Raw genomic sequence first — 17,460 nt, 5'->3', positions numbered from 1 at the left:
TCGGATAAGCGTAGCGACATCCGACACAATCAGGCCTGACGCGCGGCCTTCGCCATCATCTTCTTCAGCGCATGGGAGACAGCAACAAAGCCAAAGGTGGCTGTCACCATGGTGGCCGCGCCAAACCCGGACGCGCAATCCATACGCTTCGGCCCTTCCGCCGTCGCTTTCATCGCACATACCGAGCCATCCGCCTGCGGGTAAACCAGCGCTTCGGTCGAGAACACGCAGTCCACGCCCAGCTTGCCTTTGCTGTTTTTCACCACGCCAAAATCGCTTTTCAGCCGCTCACGTAGCTTGGCCGCCAGCGGATCCTGGATGGTTTTTGCCAAATCAACGACCTGAATCTGGGTAGGATCGATCTGTCCGCCCGCACCACCGGTGGTCACCAGCGGAATTTTGTTACGCCGACAGTACGCGATCAGTGCCGCTTTTGGGCGCACGCTATCAATCGCATCGATGACGTACGAAAATCCCGCATTAATATATTCAGCAACGTTATCTGGCGTAACAAAATCATCGACCACGTTCACCCGGCACTCCGGGTTAATCTGTCGGATACGCTCCGCCATCACTTCAGCTTTTGCCAGACCGACGTTATCACGCAGCGCATGGATCTGGCGGTTTGTATTGGTGACGCACACATCATCCATATCGATGAGTGTGATAGCGCCAATACCGGTTCGCGCCAGCGCTTCCGCCGCCCATGACCCTACTCCGCCAATCCCAACCACGCAAACGTGCGATTGGGCAAACAGCTGCAACGCATTTTCGCCATACAGACGTGCCGTACCGCCAAAACGTTGGCGCCAGACATCGCTAATAACCACAGACATAGAACCTCAAATTCATTAATACCGAGCAGTCTGACTGCCTGATGTCGGCTACGCCTTATCAGGCCTACTCAATAATGTAGGCTTGATAAGCGAAGCGCCATCCGGCAATTAACCGCTGAACACGTTACCCGCACCCGGCGCTGTTTTTAGTACCCATACGCGACCGTAGTGATTATACCACCCGGCACGGTGTCCGGCGTCAGCGCCAATACCCTGATAGATGTCGAAGTGTTGCCCTTTAATAGCCCCACCCACATCTAACGCCACCATCAGGCGCAGTTCGTACTGGCCGGTAAACTTGCCGTTATTGTCCAGTAACGGGACTTCCGCCAGTAACGTTGTGCCCGCAGGAATGATACTACGGTCAGAAGCTACGGACGCGCGGCCAATCAGCGGCACCGCGCTGGCCCCTTTCACCGGAGCAAAAGATTGCGGTTTAAAGAAGACAAACGATGGGTTCTGCTCCAGCAGCTCACGCACTTCGGCTTCGCTGTGCGTTTCACCCCAGTGGCGAATAGCCTGCATCGACATATCTTCTTTTTTCACTTCGCCACGGTCGATAAGCACTTTACCGATACTGCGATAGGCGTGGCCGTTTTTCCCGGCATAGCTAAAGAAGTTGAGCGGGCTGCCATCGCCAAAATCGATGTAACCACTGCCCTGAACATCCATAATGAAGTTATCCATCAGGGAGTTGCTGTATGCCAGAATATAATTGTCGCTTAGCGCGCCCGCGTAGATCTCGGCACGAGAGGGTAAGCGCCCACGTTTTGGTGGCATGCGATAGATAGGATACTGAAACTCGCCCTGGCGCGTATGGCGCGCCTGGATAACCGGTGTGTAGTAACCGGTAAACTGGACGTTACCGTAGTTGTCCGCCCCTTCCATTTGCCAGGCATCAATACCAAACTGGCGCATACTGCGCGTATCACCGCCCGCACGTAACCATTGCTGGATAGCGTTGTAGACGTCGCTCTGGTTGCCGTACAAACGTGGCGAAGCGCTGCGAATTTGATTAACCTGCTCGGCGAAATCACCGGCATTGATTGGCGCGCCAACCGCATCAGGCTGGTTCACCAGTGAGAAAGGCTGGGTAAATTTCCCGTCTTTATACTGCTGCCCACGATCGGTGGGTTTTGAGGAACACGCGGCGAGCATCGCGACTACAGCTCCCGCCAGAAGATATTTTGCCCAACGTCCTTTCATTGTTCTCGTCTTATGTTGCCTGAATGCGAGACGAAGATAACAAACCCCCGAACCTAATGAAATGCGTATACATACCCGAACGCAAATTTTGAGCAAAAAACAATCCAGAATGCGTTGTTTTTGTTCATTTTCACCCTAAAAACGTGATCAAGGTGAAAAAAGGGTTGCATGAAAATGCGAGCAGAGTATAGTGCGCATCCACGGACGCGGGGTGGAGCAGCCTGGTAGCTCGTCGGGCTCATAACCCGAAGGTCGTCAGTTCAAATCTGGCCCCCGCAACCAATTAAAATTTGATGTAAGATTTTTGCAAAGTAGTTCGAGTCACAGCAAGGCGGCGACGCAGTGAATCCTTACGAGCTTACTCCAGTAAGTGACTGAGGTGAACGAGGAAAGCCAGCGCTGATGTGGTTTGAAATACGAAGCAAAAAGACGGACGCGGGGTGGAGCAGCCTGGTAGCTCGTCGGGCTCATAACCCGAAGGTCGTCGGTTCAAATCCGGCCCCCGCAACCAATCAAATTTGATAAAATATAAGCAGTACGGTGACGCGGGGTGGAGCAGCCTGGTAGCTCGTCGGGCTCATAACCCGAAGGTCGTCGGTTCAAATCCGGCCCCCGCAACCAACACATTAAACACCTTAACGGGTGTTTTTTTGTTTCTGCCGCCCATAAAAAAAGCGCTTTTCAGCGCTTTTTTGTTATCCCCTTCTCGCCAGCGTCGCCCCATCGGCAAAGTAGGCTTTAATCCCTGCCAGAATCGACTCTGCAACTTCCTGCTGGAAGGTCGCCGTTTTGAGTTTGCGCTCTTCCTCAACGTTACTGATAAATGCCGTTTCGACCAGAATAGACGGGATATCCGGCGCTTTTAGTACCGCAAACCCGGCCTGTTCAACCTGGTTCTTGTGCAGATTGTTGATTTTGCCAAGCTTACTCAATACCGCTTTACCAAACTTCAGGCTGTCGGCGATGGTCAGCGACTGCACCATGTCGAACATGGTGTGGTCGACGTAGCGGTCACCGCTCTTACTGACACCACCAATGAGATCCGAGGCGTTCTGGGTCTGCGCCAGATATTTCGCGGCGGTACTTGTCGCACCTTTGGTCGAGAGCGCAAACACCGACGAACCGCTGGGTTGTCGACTGGTAAAGGCATCGGCGTGAATAGAGACAAACAGGTCAGCACGCTGCTTCTGCGCTTTCGCCACGCGGACTTTAAGCGGAATGAAGATATCTTCATTTCGTGTCATAAAGACCTTCATGTTGCCCTCTTTCTCTATGAGGGCTCGCAGGCGGCGGGCAATCTGCAGCACCACATCCTTTTCACGCGTCTTGTATTTCCCCACCGCACCGGAGTCTTCTCCGCCGTGGCCTGGATCCAGCATAATGACAATGGGACGATCGCGCCCCGCTTTACCCGGCTGCGGGCCACTTTGTGCAGGTGGCACCTGTTTATCCAGATCGCCCTTGTTGTAATCTTCCAGCAATGCCAGCAGCGGATCCTGAACGTCCTGGGCATTCGCGGGATAGAGATCCATTACCAGACGTTCTTTAAAGCCTGCCACCGGAGCCAGCGCAAAAAGTTGCGGCTTCACATTCTGTTTCAGCTCGAACACCATCCGCACGGTCTTAGGATCAAACTGGCCAACGCGCGCCGACTTAATATACGGATCGTCAGGACGAATCTGCGTCCCAATGCCCTTGAGCACCGAGTTCAAATTAACGTCTTCAATATCCACAACCACACGCTCAGGATTACTCAGGGCAAACTGTTTGTATTTCAGCAGACGGTTAGATTCTACCGTGACGCGAGTGTAGCTGGACGCAGGCCAGATACGTACGGCAACGACCTGACTCACGGCCGCCAGACCCACCTGGCTGACGCTCAAAAGCCACATAGCACCCGCACCTTTCAATAAACGGCGGCGACTGATTGCTGAATTGGATCCCGACATGCTTCTCCCGAGCAAAGAAATCTTTTTTAGAGGTAATACGTAAAACGTCCGAATTGACCGGAAACTTTAGCGAATGACGCATAATCTGTCATCTATAAAAGGGTAAACATTCTTTTTATATTCACGGCATTACTGAGAAAAATCTTCGGCATGGGTAAAAATTACGCTTGCGCACAGCGCAAAAACAGAATAAAAATACACAAATTACGAATAATCATGCAATGAGGGTGTGCCGTGGTGAAGGAGCGTAGAACCGAACTGGTACAGGGATTCCGCCATTCTGTTCCCTATATCAATACCCATCGGGGAAAAACGTTTGTCATTATGCTGGGCGGCGAAGCCATCGAGCATGAAAACTTTTCCAGTATCGTCAATGACATTGGTCTTCTTCATAGCCTCGGCATCCGCCTGGTCGTGGTCTATGGCGCACGACCGCAGATTGATGCCAATCTTGCGGCGCATCATCATGAGCCGGTGTACCACAAAAATACGCGCGTTACCGACGCTAAAACGCTGGAACTGGTCAAACAGGCTGCGGGTTTACTTCAGCTTGATATTACCGCCCGCCTGTCGATGAGCCTGAATAATACGCCATTGCAGGGTGCTCACATCAATGTGGTCAGCGGTAATTTTATTATCTCTCAGCCGCTGGGTGTTGATGACGGCGTAGATTACTGCCATAGCGGGCGTATTCGTCGTATTGATGAAGAGGCCATTCACCGCCAGTTAGACAGCGGCGCAATTGTGCTGATGGGCCCGGTTGCCGTTTCCGTCACCGGTGAGAGCTTTAACCTGACGTCAGAAGAGGTCGCCACGCAGTTGGCTATCAAACTGAAGGCCGAGAAAATGATCGGCTTTTGCTCCTCTCAGGGTGTCACCAACGATGACGGCGATATTATTTCCGAGCTGTTTCCTAACGAAGCTCAGGCTCGCGTTGAGTTGCAGGAAGAGAAAGGCGATTACAGCTCCGGCACGGTGCGCTTCCTGCGCGGGGCAGTGAAGGCCTGTCGCAGTGGCGTACGTCGCTGCCACCTGATCAGCTATCAGGAAGATGGCGCATTGCTGCAGGAACTGTTCTCCCGCGACGGGATCGGTACGCAGATCGTAATGGAAAGCGCCGAGCAGATCCGTCGCGCTACCATTAACGATATCGGCGGCATTCTGGAGCTTATCCGCCCGCTGGAACAACAAGGCATTCTGGTCCGCCGCTCCCGCGAACAACTGGAAATGGAGATCGACAAATTCACGATTATTCAGCGTGATAACCTGACCATCGCCTGCGCCGCTCTGTACCCTTTCCCGGAAGAGAGAATTGGCGAAATGGCGTGTGTGGCGGTACATCCGGACTACCGTAGCTCGTCACGCGGGGAAGTGTTGCTGGAACGGATCGCCGCGCAGGCCCGGCAAATGGGGTTGAGCAAGCTGTTTGTGTTAACCACACGCAGCATCCACTGGTTCCAGGAGCGCGGCTTCACGCCGGTGGATATCGACCTGCTGCCGGAAAGCAAGAAAGAGATGTACAACTATCAGCGGCGGTCAAAAGTACTGATGGCGGATTTGGCATAGGAGTGGTTGCCGGATGCGGCATAACTGCCTTATCCGACCTACATCGCTGGCACATCTTTTTTAGGCCGGATGGCGCTGACGCTTATCCGGCCTACATCTATATCATGCCGTCATTAAATAATGCTGACAGTCCGCTGCGACGTTCGGTGCGGGTGGCAATGGCGCGGCTTAATATCCGCTCATCGGCGTACAGCGACAGACGACGACGCGCACGGGTAACAGCGGTATAAACCAGCTCGCGGGTAACCACGGGTGAATGCTGGCTGGGTAAAATCAACGCCGCGTGGTCAAACTCAGATCCCTGCGATTTGTGCACCGTCATCGCCCAGGTGGTTTCATGTTCAGGCAAGCGGCTGGGCTGCACCGATTTGATAGAACCATCCGGCAGCGCAAACCACACCCTCAGGCCCTGTCCACGGTCGAGGGCAATGCCGATATCACCGTTAAATAATCCCAGCGAACTGTCATTGCGCGCGATCATCACCGGCCTTCCCTCATACCAGCGGCTATGGGTCAAACGATGAATTTTACGTTTCTGCGCCATCACCTGCTCAATGCGTTCATTCAAACCACTAACGCCAAACGGACCTTCCCGCAGGGCGCATAGCAGTTGATACTCATTGAAGGCCTGAATGACAGCCCCCGGCTCGGCCCCCCCGTGCAGCAAATCCAGGTAGTGCCCATATCCCGCCAGCGCCTCATCCAGCATCGCGGCATAATCCTCGCTGCTGTGTAGCGTGCTTTTTTCGATGTCGCTAAATCCCTGCTGGAACACCGTTTTTATCGCAGTTTTGTCGCCGCGATTAATTGCCGCAGCCAACTGACCGATTCCGGAATCGCTGCCGAAACGGTAGCTCTTTTGCAGCAGGCACAGACTGTCGCGCAACGCTGCTGCCTGAATTCCCGAACCGGCAGGAATAGCGCTCCCGGTCAGGCGACTGAGCTGGCGGGCGCGTTCCGGGGTAAACCCGTCACCAACGAAAGCACAGATATCCCCCAGCACGGCCCCCGCTTCGACGGAAGCGAGCTGGTCGCGATCGCCCAGAAAAATCACCCGTCCGTGTGGCGGCAGCGCATCGATAAGGCGCGACATCATCGGCAAATCAATCATCGAGGCTTCATCCACCACCAGCACATCCAAATGCAGCGGGTTTCCCGCATGATGACGCAGGCGCTGACTGCCAGGCTGAGCGCCTAATAATCGATGCAGCGTACTGGCATCATCGGGGATGCGTTTCTTTTGCTCATCGGTTAGCGGTAGCTCTCGTAACGCCGCGCCTAGTGAGGCGGTCAGGCGCGCAGCCGCTTTTCCCGTTGGCGCCGCCAGTCGAATACGACAGCGCTCACCGTCTGCCATTTGAATCAACGCCGCCAGCAGCCTTGCGACCGTTGTCGTTTTTCCCGTCCCCGGTCCGCCTGAGATCACCGATATCCGGCGGGTGAGCGCAACAGCAGCGGCTACTTTTTGCCAGTTAACCCCCTCCGATGGCGGAAACAGCGCCGCCAGCGTGTGGGTCAACCGTTGTTCATCCACTTCAATGGCGTGGTTCACTTCACTGAAAAAGCGGGCTACCGTACGTTCGTTGTGCCACATCCGGTTCAGATACAAGCGATCGCCGTACAGCACCAGCGGCGTGGGTTGCTCGCCACGGCTTACCGCACTGGAAGCCAGCAGACATTCCGCCCAGTCTTCTGGCTCACCCGTTTCAGCTAGCCAGGCGCTTAACAGAGGATGCGCGTCCTCGCTCAGAGATAACCGTGAAAGCGGTAAGCAGACGTGCCCTTCTCCCGCTTCACGACTGAGCAACGCCGCAGCCAGCGCAACGGCAGGGTTGTCACTTCCGGCAACCGCCAGCGCGAACTGAGCATCCAGAGGCCGGAGCTGTTTTTGCTCAACAGCCTCCAGAAATCGTTTCTGGATTGTCATAACATCGTCTCCTGCACCGCACCGGCAAACATCTCGTCCATCAACGCAATCAACTCTCCGTCAGGTCGGGTCGCGTAAATTCCCTGCTGCGGATTTTCACTGTCAACGCCGCGCAGGAAGAGATAGATAACGCCGCCAAAATGGCGTTCATAATCGTAATCAGCAATGCGATGGCGTAAGTAGCGATGCAGCGCGAGGGTATAAAGTTGGTATTGAAGGTCGTAGCGATGCGCCTGCATGGCAGAGGCCATTGCCTGCTGCGTATAGGCGGAGCTGTCTTCGCCCAACCAGTTCGATTTGTAATCGAGCAGGTAATAACGCCCCTGGTGGCGGAATACCAGGTCAATAAAGCCTTTCAGCATGCCGCGAACCTGCATAAAGTCCAACGCAGGGCACCCCGCCGATAGCGGATCGTATTGGCGAATTAACGCATCAAGCTGGTTGGCCATCAACGGCTGCGAAATCGGCAGATAAAACTCCATCTCCACCTGTTTTTCTCGCGCGGAAAGTTGGCTCAAACTCACGCCCGTCTCGTTGAGAGGCGCCTGCAAAATAGCGTCCAGCCATTCGGTCAAAACCGGCGTCCAGTGTGCGTCATAACCGCCCAACGCCAGTTGCTCCTCGACCCAATGCGGATCCACCGGTTGCGTAAAATCGAGATCTTCAAACAGGCCATGCAAGAACGTACCCGGCGAAGCGCCGCGCGGGAACTGATGCGGTGTAAGTCCTGACTCTTCAATAACCTCACCGACGCCTGCGGCATCGATATCCAGTCGCGGGATCAGATCCTGCGCGATACCCTGTCCACGCTGTTGCAGACCGGAATAACTGGTCACGCGCCAGCTATCGCCGGGCTTACGCTGCAGTATTTTCGCACTCAGTTCGCTGCTAACAGCCTGCGCAACCTGCCAGGGTTCACCGTCAGGCTGCGCGGGAGTCTGGCAAGCAATATCGTTGCTACAAAGCGCTTCAATCGCGCTACGCAGACCCACGGCATCCATCGGCTCACCTTTTTGCAACAGGCGACCAAGGGCGCTCTGATGCACATCGGTATCCCCTTTTTTATCGCTCCGACGTCGTACCAACGGCGCAACGCCAAGGCTGCAGTGCCATACCGAACGGGTTAGCGCGACATACAGCAAACGCAGGTCTTCCGCCAGACGTTCTGCTTCGGCTAGCTCAACGCTCTCCTCAGCATCGCTGAGATCCAGCACGGCTTCAAAAGAGCTACGATCGTGGTAGAAAGCCTGATCCTGAACGCGGAAATTGGTGATAAACGGCAGCCAGACCAGCGGATACTCCAGCCCTTTCGATTTATGGATGGTGACGATTTTGACCAGATGCTTGTCGCTTTCCAGCCTGAGCTGCTGGCTGGACGCGTTGCTGTCGGGTTCAAGAATATGCTGGGACAACCAGCGCACCAGCGCATGCTCGCTTTCCAGCTGCGAGCCCGCTTCCTGCAGCAGTTCGCTGATATGTAAAATGTCGGTCAGTCGACGTTCGCCTCCCGCCGTCGCCAGCAGGTTCTCTGCAATCTGGCGAGCCGTCATCAGCGCACGTAGCATCGGCATCACGCCGCGTTTATGCCAGATCTGACGATAGCCGTCGAATTCTTCAACCACCGTATCCCAGGCATTCTCGTCGGTATTTAACGCTTCAATATCCTGCGCATTCAACCCCATCATTGAGGTCGCCAGCGCGCTACGCAACGTGTTCTCACGTTCCGGCGTCATCACCGCCTGCAGCACCCATAGCAACTCCTGCGCTTCCAGCGTTTCAAATACGCTGTCACGGTTGGAGAGGTAGACAGAGGGAATGGCCAGTTGCGTCAGCGCATCACGGACCAGCGCCGCCTCCTGGCGGCTTCTCACTAGTACGCTGATATCTGACGCGCGTACCGGGCTGGATGCTTTGCCACTGACCAGTTGCGCTGCGCCAGAATGCCCGGCCTTAAGCCAGTCGCGAATTTGTGTGGCGCACACCTGGGCCATGTAGCTCTGATAATCGCCTACGCCGCAACTTTCTCCTTCCATCAGCCACATACTCATAGCTGGCTGCGTTTCGCCGTGCAAAACAAACCGTAACGCCTGGTTTTTTTCTGCGGATTTTACCGGGCTGAAAGGGATTTCGCGGAACATAAAGGCGTCGTCCATCTGGCTGAAAAGCGTATTCACGCTATTGACCATGCCGGGGGCCGAACGCCAGTTGGTATCGAGCGTATAGTGTGCGCTGACTTCGCTGCGCGCCTTCATATAGGTGAAGATATCCGCGCCGCGAAACGCGTAAATTGCCTGTTTCGGATCACCAATTAGCAGCAGTGCGGTATCCGGCTGATGCTGCCAGATCCGACGAAAAATACGGTACTGCTGTGGATCGGTATCCTGGAATTCATCGATCATGGCGACCGGAAAACGAGTACGAATAGCCGTCGCCAGCGCATCGCCGCTTTCACTGCGCAACGCCGCATCCAGACGGCTGAGCATATCGTCAAAACCCAGCTCGCCACGGCGACGTTTTTCCTCGGCAACTGCCGAGCGGATCTCCGCCAGCGCCCGGGTGATCACCAGATCGCGGAGAGTTAACGGTTCGCTAAGCAGTTCATCAATAGCGACAAACAGCGGGTGCTGAGGGGTTATCCCGCCCGCTTTGGTGCGCTCTTCCAGAAAACGCTGTGAGAATTTCTCCAGCGCGTCAGGAAGCTGGTAACTTTGTGTTTCTTCCTGCGCCCATGCGCTAATCTTTTCGATCCACTTGCCCTGATTACCGCGATTAAATTTACGCCGGTCAATTCCGGAGGCTTCCATCAGGCCATCCAGCTCATCAACAGAATCACACCATTGCTGCTTGATCTGATTAATGCGTGCGAGAATTTGTTCATGCCGGGAGGCCAGCGTTTCGTCATCAGACGGTGGCGCCTTGATAACCGGCGCTTCCCCCTGCAGATAGCGATCGATATCTCTCAGCAGCGCTTGCGGTCCTTTCCACGTTTCAAAAACCACCTGCGCAATGTCGCGGGGCAGCGGGTAGCAGTGCCGACGCCAGAAGTCCGCGCAGGCCTGATAGCGCAGCAGCGATTCATCTTCTATCAGCTGCTGTTCGAACAGCATGCCTGACTCAAAGGCATTAAGACTGAGCATACGCTGACAAAAGCCGTGGATGGTAAACACCGCCGCTTCATCCATCTGTCTTTCAGCCAATAGCAGCCACTGCGCGGCCTGTTTTTTATCGGCAATTTCATCTAACAAACGGGCATATAGCGGGTTGTCGGTGGTTTCACGCAGGCAGGCAATTCGCAGTTCATGAATATTGCTACGAATTCGACCGCGCAGCTCTTCGGTAGCCGCCTCGGTGAAGGTGACCACCAGCAGTTCTTCGACGGTCAGAGGACGAGGAAAGGCGGCAGAGCCGCCCAGTCCAAGCAGTAAACGTAAATAGAGGGCGGCGATGGTAAAGGTTTTACCGGTGCCCGCAGAGGCTTCAATCAGGCGCTCGCCCGTCAGGGGCAAGCGCAGTGGATCAAGGGACTCAGCGGCATCATTCATTCTTATCACTCATCAGGGGTAAGGTTTGCTGCAACGCGCTGACGGTCTGCCACACTTTCCAGCCTTCCGGGTGCACATATTCTGCTTTCCCATTCTGACTGCCGGAAACCTGTGACAATATCGCCATGCCTTGCGGCTCAACCACCGCCTGATGGAAGAAGTCGGCAAGTTTTTGCGGCGTCAGCAGTTTAATCTGAGCCACTATTTTATCACGTGAATCGAAGCGCATATTGCCGCGATCAAAATCTTTGCTTAACTGTGAGGCTTCTGCCCCCAACGTTTGCGGCGCCTGCAGCATTTGCGCAATAATCGCCTGCTGAATTTGCGCGAACTCTTCAGGTTTCATCGCCCGTAGCTTCGCTTCCGCCGTCGGGAAGAACGCTTTATAACGCTCCCAGAGGTAAGACGGCTGCTTATCACTGCTTTGCAGCAGGAACCCCATTCCCCACTGACGGCCAACACTCATCGGGAAAGCAAATACGGCGTAGCCTAGCTGTTCTTCAGTACGCAGCTGATTGTAGAACCACGGCTGAACAATCTGACCTAACATAGCGCTGTAGGCTGAACTGGCGTATTCATCGTATCCGGTTGGTACAAATACCGCGGCCAGCGCTGAATCCGTGCTGCTGCCTGCTTTTTCAAAGATGACGGACTGCTTCTTGTCCACAACCACATCTTTGTTGCGACACCACTGTGACCCGTTCGCACCAAGCTGTTTTTGGATATCCCGCGCCATGCTCGTTGTCTGAGCTTCGCTCATATTGCCAATGACCAGGAATTCAGGTCGCGCACCGGTTTTTAAAGCGTCGCGGTAGGTCATCACCTCTTTCAGGGTGATGGAAGGCAGCAGCTTACGGCGCTCGTCGCGGGAGAAGTACGGCACCTGAGAAAGCATCTGCACCGGCATAATAGCCTGATCGTAAGCTTTACCCTTTTCTGCGGAATCCATCATCTGGGCATACCAGGATTTCGCCTGTTCCAGCTGTTCGTCCGTTGAGGTATAGCTGAAATAGCCGCTCAGCAGCGCCTGAAAAAGCTGCGGCAAACGTTGGGTGTAGCCGTTGGCGTTAAGCATCAACCCATTGTTAGCGTTGGTAGAGAAACCAATTCCACCTACCGATGCCTGGTTACTTAACTGATCGAGCGCAATCCCTGCCAGGTAATCGTTCAGGGCGAATAAGACCTGGTTGCGGGCGCTGTCCATGGCTTTCGGGTTACGCAGGATCACGCTGACGTCAGCCTTCGGCTCGCTGGCAAAATACTGGCTCGGGGCATACACCACGCGTAAATCCGGCTCATCAACAATCAGCTCTGGGTGAGCGTATTTTTTATCCGTCTTAATCAGCGTGAAATCATCCGGAATGTAGGGGTTCAACTCCGGTAACGACAGCGCAATGCCCTGCGCTTTTTGCTGCCAGTCGGCAAAGGTTTTGTCGCTGATTTTATCCACCTGGTAAGGCGCATCGACAAAATAAGCGGTTTTATTATGTGGCTCTTTCGCGCTGATATACCAGATACGCGCATTCTGCGGCGTCATCATTGCCAGACGTTGCTCAACGGCTTTCGCATCGTACTGGTCAGCAATATTCACCGCATCCAGCGTATGCTCGACGGGAACGCGGATCATGGTATCAGCCAGCCATTCCACGTAGTCCATATCACGGGTGATGGAGGGATAACGGAAATCGAGATCCAGCACGTGCGCCAGCTCGTCAAAATAGCGTTTATCGACACCTTTCTCGCGTAACAAATTGAGGTAGCTAAAGATTGCCGCGACAACTTCATCGCGGTTCGCCAGCCCCTTGTCGGTTAACGTCGCGGAAATGGCTAATACGCCGCTGTTCCCGTTGACCACCGGATCGGAGTCTGCGCGAATACCTTCAACCAGGCCCTGCTTTTGCAGCCAGTCAGACAACGTGCCCGGGCTACGATTGCCAATCAGGTAGGTCACCAGTTCATCGGTTTTACTGCGGAACTGCGCGCTGTTGTTATCGATACGAAACTCGACGCGCAATACTTTACGCGGCATTGCCGGAACATAGTGGATGATGATGCCCTTTTGCGCATCAGTGACGACCGGGACGGTAATCTCAGGCTTTGCGATATTCCTGTTCGGTACGCGCCCAAAGGTGTCAGCCGCTATCCGCGCCAGCTCTGGCAGCGGTTTATTGCTATAAATCACCGCCTTCATCAGGTTCGCAGAGTAGTACTTTTCATGAAATTTTTGTAATGCTTGCAGCACCGGGTTGCCCGGTTTATCGCTTAATGTCTCAAGATTCCCGCCAGAGAAACGCGAACCAGGGTGCGCCGGGTTGATCGTCTCAGCGCTCACCTGCGCCATACGCATCCCGTCTCGGGTACGCGCCAGTGTCAGCTCGGAGTTAACCGCGTTACGCTCGCGGTCGGCATATTTTTTATCCAGCAATGGATCGGCAATAGCATCCGCCAGGCGATCCACCGCCCCCACCAGCGCGTCGTTTTCGACTTCAAGATAGAAGGCCGTACGATAAGGCGCAGTGCTGGCATTGTGGCTACCGCCGTGCATTTTCAGGAATTCAGCCAGGCTGTCCGGCTGTGGGTATTTTTTCGAGCCCATCAGACACATGTGTTCGAGATAGTGCGCCAGCCCCTGATGATCGTCCGGATCTTCCAACGAGCCCACGGGGACTACCAGTGCAGAAAGGGATTTCACGGCCTGAGGATCGGATACCAGCAGCACAACCATGCCGTTATCAAGGCGCACGGCCTGATACTGACGGGTGTCTTTATCGCTTTTACGGATGGTTTCAGCTAAAGGCTGCCAACCGGTATCTGCCTGACTTACGGGAACCCAAAGGGCGACGAACAACAGTAATGCGCTGAACCAGGTGCTGCGGGGCATTCACAAACCTCATCATTAACGAATTCACCTGTTCACTACAAACCACGCATAAATACATGATCTGAACAGGGCAAGACTATGTGCTGAACGAGCCAGCATCTTCTCTTTGTAAGAATCAGTCCGTGACAGAATGCGCATCATAGTGGAAGCCATCGAATTGCGCAATTTTTATACAATCATCATGACTGATTAAAGCGAAAAATCGGTAACAGGTAGCGCTGAGACTGTAAAACAATAGCCTCCAGCGTATCAGCATCCAGTTGACGCCAAAGACGCTGATACCAGATATCATCACCTTCGCCACGTACCATCATGTTGCCTTCATAGGCTTGCAGAAACTTACTACGCGCTTTTTGCAACGTTGCATCGTCATCTAACATGGCATCATTTGCGGCGTCATAACAGGTTTTTATCCATGCACCGCCGCTTTCGGGTAATACCAGCAATGGTGACGACATGCCTTCCCGATACCCCTCAATGAGTTGCGACAGGTACAGCAACGCCTGTTCTGCATCCAGCGGCGGAAAACGCCATTCTCCGTCTTTACGCAGGAACAATCGGCTCTCTCCCCTACCGCCACTGGCACAATAGACAAGATGTTCCAGCCAAAGTTGCACACCCTGCGCAATGCTTATCAAAGATGGGCGCCAGCGCAACAAACCGTCTTCTTGCACCTGCGGCAGCCAGCCGGTGATTTGCACGCCGTGACAGTTAAGATCGATTTCCATGCTCTGACAGGGCTGACGACAGGCGATAATGCGTTCAGCCAGCGACTGCATTTCCTGACGCTGCGTATCCCACAGAATTTCGCCAAACGGCCCATAGGGTAGCGCGCCCGCCGCACGAAAACGGCGGAACAGTCGTTCAGCATCGTTCTCTTCAACCAGCGTATTAAGCAATTGCTGATTAAGCTGGTAGCGGGTCAACCCTTCAAGAGTGAAAGGTTCCGTATCCGGGATCTCACTCTCTTCAGAGCGGAAGTTGACCCTTAAACGCATCTGGAAAAAGGCGCGTACCGGATGTGCCCAAAATCGCTGCAGCGTTTCCAGCGTTAGCGTTTCTGGCATTTCAAAGGGAAGAGGCTGCACAAAATCCGTGTGCGCTTTTCCTGACAGACTCGCCGCAGGCAGCCATTCCCGGGCATAGCTTTGCTGTTCGCCCGGCAAATAGTTTTGTGCATCAAAGGGCATACGGGTATGCAAACGGGTTATGTGCGCTTTTACCCTTGCCTCGCTTTGATCGCAGGTCAACGATTCATCGCCCGGCAGATAATGGCTTTGTCCAATGTAGTCCATCAGTTCTTGCACCAGCACCGACGGGAAGCGCTCGCTGTTATCCTGAATAGAGCGGCCAATGTAGCTGATGTAGAGCGTCTGCTGTGCCGAAATTAATGCTTCGAGGAACAGATAGTGGTCATCATCTCGACGACTGCGATCGCCCCGCATCGGTTTTTGGCTCATTAAATCAAAGCCCAGCGGCGCAAGTTGACGCGGATAAACCCCATCGTTCATACCCAGCAGGCACACCACTTTGAACGGAATGGAGCGCATCGGCATCAGCGTACAAATGTTAACGGGCCCCGCCAGGAAGCGTTGGCTGATGCGTTCCTGGTCAAGGCGCAGGGCTAGCTCATCACGCAACAGAGAGAGCGGTATAGCATCGCCGTACTCAGCCCCTAAACCTTCGGTAATAATGGCCTGCCACTGCTGTTCAATCAGCGTCATTGCCGCTTCGGTGTCCGCGTCCGGTAGGAAGAAATCATTAAGCATTTCCCGACAAACGGGTAGCCACTCTTCCAGCGGTCGTTCCTGCGCCAACCCTCTACGCCAGAGATTAAGCTGCATCAGCAACGAGGCCAGATGCCCTACCAGCTCGGCAATCAGGCCGCTGGACTCATCGTAAGGCAATACCGATTGCCACTCGCCCTGCGAGCTTTCCATCGCGTAGCCGAGCAGCATACGCGTTAAACCAAATTGCCATGTATGCTGACCTGTAGGTGGAAGTTCCAGTTCACGCACGTTATCGTCGTCAATTCCCCAACGAATCCCGGATTCATTGACCCATAAGCGAAGATAGCGCAACCCTTCTTCATCAATGTTGAAACGCGCCGCCAGCACGGGAACATCCAGTAACGCCAGGACATCCTCTGAGACAAAACGGCTATCCGGCAGCGACAGCAGGCTGATAAAGGCCTGTAAGACGGGATGAGACTGGCGTGCCCGACGGTCAGATATTGCATAAGGTAAGTAACGCTCGGCTGGCGCGCTACCAAAGACCGACTGAATGAATGGGCTGTAGCTGTCGATGTCCGCCACCATCACAATAATATCGCGCGGCGTCAGCGTTGGGTCCGCTTCCAGCATGGCCAACAGCCGGTCATGAAGAATTTCCACCTCGCGCTGTGGGCTATGGCAGACATGGAAAGTCACACTGGTGTCGTTCAGCTCAAGCCGGCGTTTATTGTCGCTACGGGAATATTCTTCCAGCGTAACGCCCGCCACGGCATTACTTTCAAGTTCCAGAATATCCGATTGAATATTATGCAAAAGGTTGTCAGGCGTAATATCGACAAACGCATCCAGTTCCTGACTGTTTTCCAGCTCCGAAAGCAAATAAATGTAATCACGCCCCAGCTTGCCCCACGAGGCCAGCATCGGGTTGCCCACATCCTGTTCGCCATCGCTGTTAAATAATCCTTCGGCTTTCTGGTTATCACGAAACAGCGGCAGATGCCGTTCTTCAAAGCTGTGCCGACGCTGACGAGCCATCAGCTTCGCCAGCCAGGCAGGATCTTTAATGTCGCCCCAATAGTAGCGACAAGGGTTGGTAAATAGCAGATGAATATCAATATGCTTACCCAACGCCTGCAAGGCCTGCAGGTAAACCGGCGGTAGCGCCGAAATTCCGCAAATAAAGACGCGAGAAGGCAGCCCCTGCGGACATTCAGACGCATTTTCCAGGGTCTGAATAAATCGTTGATATAAATTGGCACGATGCCAGCGCGGTTGGCCCAATTCCGCGGTGTATTCCACCAGCGCTTTCCACAACGGTGCCTGCCAGGCCTGAGACTCGCCAAGTCCCTCAACCTGTCGCCCCGCTTCCCACTGGGTCAACCAGTCAGGGCGGTAGACTAAATACTGATCGAAAAGGTCAGCCGCGCGCGAGGAAAGCTGAAAAAGCTTACGTTTATCAGTATCGTCCGTCAGATAGTGGCGTAGCAATGCGAAGTCATCGCTATCCAGCAATTGTGGCAACAGCGTCATCAACTTCCAGCTCATACTCTGTTTGCTGAACGCACTCTCTTTCGGGATATCCGGCAGCACGCGCACAAACATATCCCAGATAAAACTCGCGGGCAGCGGAAAGTCGATATTGGCGGCAATACTAAACTTCTGTGCAAGAGTCATTTGTAGCCACTGCGCCATACCGGTACTTTGAACCAGGATCATCTCAGGTTCAAAGGGGTCGTCCAGCCGCTCGCGCTCAACGATAAATTCCATTAACGCTTCCAGCACATCCAGACGGTTGGAGTGGTAGACCCTTAACATAGCGA

Annotated in this window: 8 protein-coding genes and 3 tRNA genes; 4 read left to right on the top strand and 7 right to left on the bottom strand. The window is 54.2% G+C overall.

Going from position 1 to position 17,460, the window contains the following annotated elements:
* Nucleotides 1–29 precede the first annotated feature (29 nt).
* Together tcdA and mltA are read right to left on the bottom strand one after the other, a co-directional pair.
* Nucleotides 30–836, bottom strand: coding sequence for a tRNA cyclic N6-threonylcarbamoyladenosine(37) synthase TcdA (tcdA, locus tag LY264_RS04590; RefSeq protein ID WP_048225374.1), 807 nt, complete (start codon nucleotides 834–836; stop codon nucleotides 30–32).
* Nucleotides 837–944: 108 nt separating this feature from the next.
* Entirely contained in the window at nucleotides 945–2,042 is a 1,098-nt protein-coding gene (mltA, locus tag LY264_RS04585; protein WP_008785702.1) for a murein transglycosylase A, read from the bottom strand.
* Between the two features lie 205 nt (nucleotides 2,043–2,247).
* Here mltA and LY264_RS04580 point away from each other — a divergent pair.
* The 3 genes from LY264_RS04580 (at nucleotide 2,248) to LY264_RS04570 (ending at nucleotide 2,663) form a co-directional block, all read left to right on the top strand.
* Nucleotides 2,248–2,324: transfer RNA gene (locus tag LY264_RS04580), tRNA-Met, on the top strand.
* 152 nt (nucleotides 2,325–2,476) lie between these two features.
* Nucleotides 2,477–2,553 (top strand) — tRNA-Met (locus LY264_RS04575).
* A gap of 33 nt (nucleotides 2,554–2,586) precedes the next feature.
* Nucleotides 2,587–2,663: transfer RNA gene (locus LY264_RS04570), tRNA-Met, on the top strand.
* A 74-nt stretch (nucleotides 2,664–2,737) separates the two neighbouring features.
* On the opposite strand, the gene amiC is transcribed toward LY264_RS04570, so the two are convergent.
* Nucleotides 2,738–3,991: an N-acetylmuramoyl-L-alanine amidase AmiC gene (gene amiC, locus LY264_RS04565; protein WP_048215635.1), complete on the bottom strand. Its 1,254-nt coding sequence runs from the start codon at nucleotides 3,989–3,991 to the stop codon at nucleotides 2,738–2,740.
* A gap of 234 nt (nucleotides 3,992–4,225) precedes the next feature.
* Between amiC and argA the strand changes: the two genes are divergently transcribed.
* Nucleotides 4,226–5,557 (top strand): amino-acid N-acetyltransferase, encoded by a 1,332-nt coding sequence (gene argA / locus LY264_RS04560; RefSeq protein ID WP_048215634.1) that lies wholly within the window; start codon nucleotides 4,226–4,228, stop codon nucleotides 5,555–5,557.
* Between the two features lie 97 nt (nucleotides 5,558–5,654).
* On the opposite strand, the gene recD is transcribed toward argA, so the two are convergent.
* The 4 genes from recD to recC all read right to left on the bottom strand — a co-directional run bounded on the left by recD (nucleotide 5,655) and on the right by recC (nucleotide 17,455).
* Nucleotides 5,655–7,484 carry an exodeoxyribonuclease V subunit alpha gene (gene recD, locus LY264_RS04555; protein ID WP_048225377.1) on the bottom strand — a complete coding sequence of 610 codons (1,830 nt, stop codon included), beginning with the start codon at nucleotides 7,482–7,484 and terminating at the stop codon, nucleotides 5,655–5,657.
* The gene (recB, locus tag LY264_RS04550; RefSeq protein WP_048225380.1) at nucleotides 7,481–11,026 is read right to left on the bottom strand and encodes an exodeoxyribonuclease V subunit beta; all 3,546 of its coding nucleotides are present in this window, start codon (nucleotides 11,024–11,026) and stop codon (nucleotides 7,481–7,483) included. Before recB ends, recD begins: the two co-directional genes overlap by 4 nt.
* Entirely contained in the window at nucleotides 11,019–13,907 is a 2,889-nt protein-coding gene (ptrA, locus tag LY264_RS04545; protein ID WP_032944851.1) for a pitrilysin, read from the bottom strand. The genes recB and ptrA overlap by 8 nt, the downstream gene beginning before the upstream one ends.
* A gap of 179 nt (nucleotides 13,908–14,086) precedes the next feature.
* On the bottom strand, nucleotides 14,087–17,455 hold the full coding sequence (gene recC, locus LY264_RS04540) for an exodeoxyribonuclease V subunit gamma (RefSeq protein WP_071692629.1): 3,369 nt from the start codon (nucleotides 17,453–17,455) through the stop codon (nucleotides 14,087–14,089).
* Nucleotides 17,456–17,460 lie beyond the last annotated feature (5 nt).

The sequence above is a fragment of the Citrobacter portucalensis genome, from assembly GCF_023374935.1.
Taxonomy (GTDB): Bacteria; Pseudomonadota; Gammaproteobacteria; order Enterobacterales; family Enterobacteriaceae; genus Citrobacter; species Citrobacter portucalensis.
The sequence above is the reverse complement of the archived record's forward strand: the minus strand, read 5'-3'. Positions and strand labels throughout refer to the sequence as shown.

What these genes read in the sequence shown, in the direction of transcription:
- recC (WP_071692629.1), bottom strand. Translation starts at nt 17,455, where the DNA reads ATGTTAAGGGTCTACCACTCCAACCGTCTGGATGTGCTGGAAGCGTTA.
- mltA (WP_008785702.1), bottom strand. Translation starts at nt 2,042, where the DNA reads ATGAAAGGACGTTGGGCAAAATATCTTCTGGCGGGAGCTGTAGTCGCG.
- amiC (WP_048215635.1), bottom strand. Translation starts at nt 3,991, where the DNA reads ATGTCGGGATCCAATTCAGCAATCAGTCGCCGCCGTTTATTGAAAGGT.
- recD (WP_048225377.1), bottom strand. Translation starts at nt 7,484, where the DNA reads ATGACAATCCAGAAACGATTTCTGGAGGCTGTTGAGCAAAAACAGCTC.
- tcdA (WP_048225374.1), bottom strand. Translation starts at nt 836, where the DNA reads ATGTCTGTGGTTATTAGCGATGTCTGGCGCCAACGTTTTGGCGGTACG.
- ptrA (WP_032944851.1), bottom strand. Translation starts at nt 13,907, where the DNA reads ATGCCCCGCAGCACCTGGTTCAGCGCATTACTGTTGTTCGTCGCCCTT.
- recB (WP_048225380.1), bottom strand. Translation starts at nt 11,026, where the DNA reads ATGAATGATGCCGCTGAGTCCCTTGATCCACTGCGCTTGCCCCTGACG.